Genomic DNA, 2,680 nt, shown 5'->3' with positions numbered 1-2,680 from the left:
GCCGTGCCAACGCCGCGACCGTCGACCGCGATCGCCTCCTGGCCCGTTGCGACACCGGCCCGATGCCGTGGTGGCCGTCCACGCACCGCACCCCGCTCACACCTCGCGAACGCGAGATAGCCGGTCTGGCCGCGCGACGCCTGGGCAACCACGAGATCGCGGACATGCTGCACCTGTCCGTCCGCACGGTCGAGAACCACCTGCAACACGTCTACACCAAGTTGGGCATATCCGGCCGTTCCGACCTCGGGTGAGACCGCACCGGTCCGCTTCGCCTTGGTGGTCAACGGCTCGGCCCGGGTGGTCGTCCACCGGACGCCGGGCACAGCGGCACAAGCCAGGTCTCACGCCTCCCAGGTCGTGTACGCGATGTGCAGGTTCCGCCCGTTCGGGCCGTCGTCGGTACCGGTGATCTCGACGGCGGACAGTCGGCCCTCGTCGGTCCGGACGCAGATCACCGTGCCGACCAGGGGAGGGTCCAGCGTGATCCGATCGGTTGTGGTCGACGCGGTGGCGCAGGTCCCGTGACCGCGCACCGCGATGCCGACCTCGGCCGCACCTCCGGGTGACATCGGCTGCAGGTGGAACGCCAGGGTGCCGGCGTCCTGACCGAAGTACAGGTCACCGCCATGACCAGGGCTGTAGGCGCCGTTGTCCAGGTCGACCCAGTTGTAGCGGCCGAGGACCAGGTCCCGCTCGACGTGCACCGGCTGCCCGATCGGCTGCGGTTCGGGCTCGAGCGGCGCCGGTGGCGTGGTCGTGGGTTGTGGCACGACGCTGGACGGTGATGCGGTGGCGGGCGGAGGTTGGTCGCCACGGGTGGGAAGTGGTGGGGGCAGCGGGCGACCGCGGTCGACAGACGGCGCGGTTGTGGGAGCGGGCTGGGAGGAAGGTGGCGGGGAGACCTCTGATGCGGCCAGGTACAGCACCACGCCCTCACCTTCGGTGAGTTTCGCCCCGGCGGGCGGATCGCTGCGGATCACCGAGCCCGGGAGGAGGGCGGAGGGTTCGGTGAGCGCCTGACGGACGACCAACCCGTCCTCCACCAGGCGGGCCTCCGCGGTCGTCCGGGACAGGCCGGTCAAGTCGGGCACCGTGACCTTCGGGTCGTGGATGAGGAACCACCACAACGCCGCCCCCACGGCCGCCAGGGCCAGACCGGCCAGACCCGTTCCGGTGAGCCCGATGCTCTCGGGGCCGCCCTCGACCTTGAGCTCCGGCCGCCAACGCCGCCACCACGACGGGCGTCTGCGTCCTTCTCTCCGGTCATCTTCCTGTGATGTGCTGTCCCCGGGACCATTCCCCCGAGACGCGTCGTAGGCCGGCACACTTCCACCGACTCGTACGTCGGACTGTTCGGACATCTCGGCCCCCTGCGTGCTGTCGACGCTGGCGCTGGACTCCGCAGACGCGACTGCGTCTTCATGCAAGACCACTCGATCGAGCAAACGGAGTTGCTCGACCAACGTGCCCGAGGTGGGACGTGGCGTCGTGAGTACCGGCTACTCAACCTGGCGCTACCTGTGCTCTGGCACCGCTCGCCGGTCATCGCCGTTGGTCGACCGTACCTCCGCGCGACTCTGCTGGGCGGATGCCCGCGATCGGGTCAGGTCGTCGGGTCATCTCTGCCCGGTCCCAGTTCCAGGCGCGAACCGCGACACGTGCCCGGGACTTCACCGCCACGCCGGTTTGCCACCACCGTGCCACGGGTGTCCGGCGAGGGGGAGTATCCAGCGCGTCAACCGCTGGTTCCCCGCGCTCACCGCCGTGACGCTGCTCGCGCCCGCACTCGCCGGGGGCTCATCACGTGGAGCTGGTGGGGCGCGCTGACCGGGTTCTTCTGGGCCGGCCTGGTGCGCGTCGCCGTGCTGCACCACGTGACCTGGTCGGTGAACTCGATCTGCCACATGATCGGTGACCGGCCCTTCACCTCGCGCGACAAGTCAGCCAACTTCTGGCCGCTGGCGATCCTGTCGATGGGCGAGTCGTGGCACAACTCCCACCACGCCGACCCGACCTGCGCCCGCCACGGCGTGCGGCACGGCCAGCTCGACATCTCCGCTCGGCTGATCAGGTTCTTCGAGGCGTTCGGCTGGGCCACCAACGTCCGCTGGCCGCGTCCGGAGCGGCTGGCCCGCACCCTCAAGGCCACCACGTCCTGACGCCCCGAGGGTCCCGGGCACACCGGTTCCGCGAACGGCACCAACCCACCGAGGACGGACAGCGCACGCACGACACCCCCGAAGCCGGGACGATCATCGTCCAGCGCCTCCAGCTCGGAACCGGGTTCCTCGCCTCCGGGCACGCCTGGGTCTCGGGGCATTTGGCCGCCCTCGGTTCGCGGCTGCAGTCGTTCCGCGCCGATCAGGTCGACCTGGCGATCAGCCTGAAGGACCGCCAGGGCGCCGAGCAGCGGGTCACCCTGGAGTGCTGGATCAACCGGAGCCCTCGCCTGCACCTCGTCGCCACGTCCTCGAAGCGGGACCTGCCCGCGGCGCTGAGCGAGGTCCGCGACGAGCTGGTCCGGCAGGTCGACGAGGCCAAGACGCTCCGCGAACCGCGCCACAACCGCGCCCTGCGCTCGGTACCCGCACTGCCCGACCACGAGTAGGCGACGCCACGAACGTCCGTCACCCCGCGCCGCCTCGCGCTGCCGGAAGCGGTGCTCGTCACGGCGACC

The 2,680-nt window shown here is 70.7% G+C and carries 3 protein-coding genes and 1 pseudogene; 3 read left to right on the top strand and 1 reads right to left on the bottom strand.

All coding sequences use genetic code 11. The annotated features are described in order from the left end of the window. Positions 1-254 (top strand): helix-turn-helix transcriptional regulator (locus AB0G02_RS34540; protein ID WP_360802908.1); only part of this gene is annotated, 254 nt, incomplete at its 5' end. 90 nt (positions 255-344) lie between these two features. On the opposite strand, the gene AB0G02_RS34535 is transcribed toward AB0G02_RS34540, so the two are convergent. Next, positions 345-1,142, bottom strand: coding sequence for a PASTA domain-containing protein (locus tag AB0G02_RS34535; RefSeq protein WP_360802905.1), 798 nt, complete (start codon positions 1,140-1,142; stop codon positions 345-347). A 586-nt stretch (positions 1,143-1,728) separates the two neighbouring features. Here AB0G02_RS34535 and AB0G02_RS34530 point away from each other — a divergent pair. Both AB0G02_RS34530 and AB0G02_RS34525 read left to right on the top strand, forming a co-directional pair. Continuing rightward, positions 1,729-2,162: pseudogene (locus AB0G02_RS34530) on the top strand (acyl-CoA desaturase); the annotation flags it as partial. A 161-nt stretch (positions 2,163-2,323) separates the two neighbouring features. Beyond that, positions 2,324-2,611, top strand: a complete 288-nt coding sequence (locus tag AB0G02_RS34525) for an HPF/RaiA family ribosome-associated protein (RefSeq protein ID WP_360802902.1) — start codon at positions 2,324-2,326, stop codon at positions 2,609-2,611. Positions 2,612-2,680 lie beyond the last annotated feature (69 nt).

It is taken from the genome of Actinosynnema sp. NPDC023658 (assembly GCF_040639995.1).
In the GTDB taxonomy this organism is placed as follows: domain Bacteria; phylum Actinomycetota; class Actinomycetes; order Mycobacteriales; family Pseudonocardiaceae; genus Actinosynnema.
This window is presented reverse-complemented; position numbering and strand designations above follow the sequence as displayed.